Genomic DNA, 456 nt, shown 5'->3' with positions numbered 1-456 from the left:
TTCTTCTCGAAGAGGTCGACAGCCCGCATGCGGATGTCCTCTTGGGTTTCCCGCGGAAGAGCCCGTCCATCGATAATCATGTTTCTATGACAGCAGAATCATGCACACTCTTCAAATCGGACTAGTAGTAGCTGAAGAAGACGTCACAGAAGACGCGGGCGTCCTGGAGGGAACCGAAACGTCCTGGGAAAGCGGGACAGCACTTGAGTGTCTTGAAGTTCGCTTCGCTGTAGGGGTTAGTGTGGTGGTCGCGTTGACCTTCTGCGTCGGGTTCGGGAACGTCCTCGCGCTCGGGCTGCGTCTCGGTGTTCCGATGCGGGTAGCGCCGCCCCTACCTGTCAAGATGGTGCGAGACAGGCGATGTCTGTCAACCAGTGACGAGGGCGGGTAGGGAGCGCGAGCCAGATGGACACGGGGCTGACAGCAGCTCGCCGGCCGGTCGACGATGGTCCGGTG

At 59.9% G+C, this 456-nt stretch carries 1 pseudogene; it reads right to left on the bottom strand.

The annotated features are described in order from the left end of the window. Positions 1 to 124: 124 nt before the first annotated feature. Positions 125 to 238 (bottom strand): annotated as a pseudogene (locus tag NBZ85_RS31790) (IS3-like element IS1141 family transposase); the annotation flags it as partial. Positions 239 to 456: the final 218 nt, after the last annotated feature.

Source organism: Frankia tisae (assembly GCF_025403405.1).
Taxonomy (GTDB): domain Bacteria; phylum Actinomycetota; class Actinomycetes; order Frankiales; family Frankiaceae; genus Frankia; species Frankia tisai.
Note: the sequence above shows the minus strand (reverse complement) of the source record. Positions and strands in the feature narration are given on the sequence as shown.